Source organism: Paracraurococcus lichenis, from assembly GCF_030657435.1.
In the GTDB taxonomy this organism is placed as follows: domain Bacteria; phylum Pseudomonadota; class Alphaproteobacteria; order Acetobacterales; family Acetobacteraceae; genus Paracraurococcus; species Paracraurococcus lichenis.
On record NZ_JAUTWS010000374.1, the window covers coordinates 1 to 807 of the forward strand.

An 807-nucleotide genomic window follows, 5' to 3' on the forward strand; every position below is an offset into this window, starting at 1 on the left:
TGAGGAGACCGCACCGACACAGCGCCACCAACATCTGCAATGTATCGCCGAGCGCGGCCGCATCGGCTGGCAGCGAGCCTCGGGCTACAACGATCGTGCCTTGATCGAGGCTGACATCTCGCGTTGGAAGCGCGTCATCGGTGACGGGCTCCGATCGCAAACAGACGAGCGTCAGGCCACCGAGGTCGCCATCGCTGCCGATGTGCTGAACCGTATGCTTGAGCTCGGATGTCCGAAGTATGTCCGCGTTGCATAACCCCGAATGCGGGTAGGGCTACGTGCGTCCACACCGCTGATCCGTGCACCACACTGGCGCCGCCTCTCCCTTGAGACCGACATCAACCCGGACACAGGTGGGGTGGAGATCGGCCAAGGTACCGTCATCTGCTTCTACCCCGGCACGCTGATCCGTACCCCGGCCGGCGAGCAGGCGGTCGAGACGCTGGCGATCGGCGACCTGGTCATGACCGCCGAGGGCACCGCAATGCCGGTCCGCTGGCTCGGCCGCCAGACCGTCTCCACCCGCTTCGGCGAGCCCGACCGCGTCCTGCCGATCCGCATCCAGGCCGGCGCGCTGGGCGAGGCCATGCCGGCGCGCGACCTGCTCGTCTCGCCCGACCATGCGCTGATGCTGGACGGCGTCCTGGTGCAGGCCGGCGCGCTGGTGAACGGCATCACCATCCGCCGCGAGACGGCGGTGCCGACCAGCTTCACCTACTACCATGTCGAGCTGGCCGACCACGCCCTCATCCTCGCCGAGGGCGTCCCGGCCGAAACCTTCGTCGACAACATCGACCGCCTCGGCTT

Annotated in this window: 1 protein-coding gene and 1 pseudogene; both read left to right on the forward strand. The window is 67.5% G+C overall.

Annotation, left to right across the window (positions count from 1 at the left end; translation table 11 throughout):
* A pseudogene (locus tag Q7A36_RS40310) lies at positions 1–256 on the forward strand (IS5/IS1182 family transposase); the annotation flags it as partial.
* A 102-nt stretch (positions 257–358) separates the two neighbouring features.
* Positions 359–807: Hint domain-containing protein (locus Q7A36_RS40315; protein WP_305109411.1), on the forward strand; the 449-nt coding region annotated here is incomplete at its 3' end.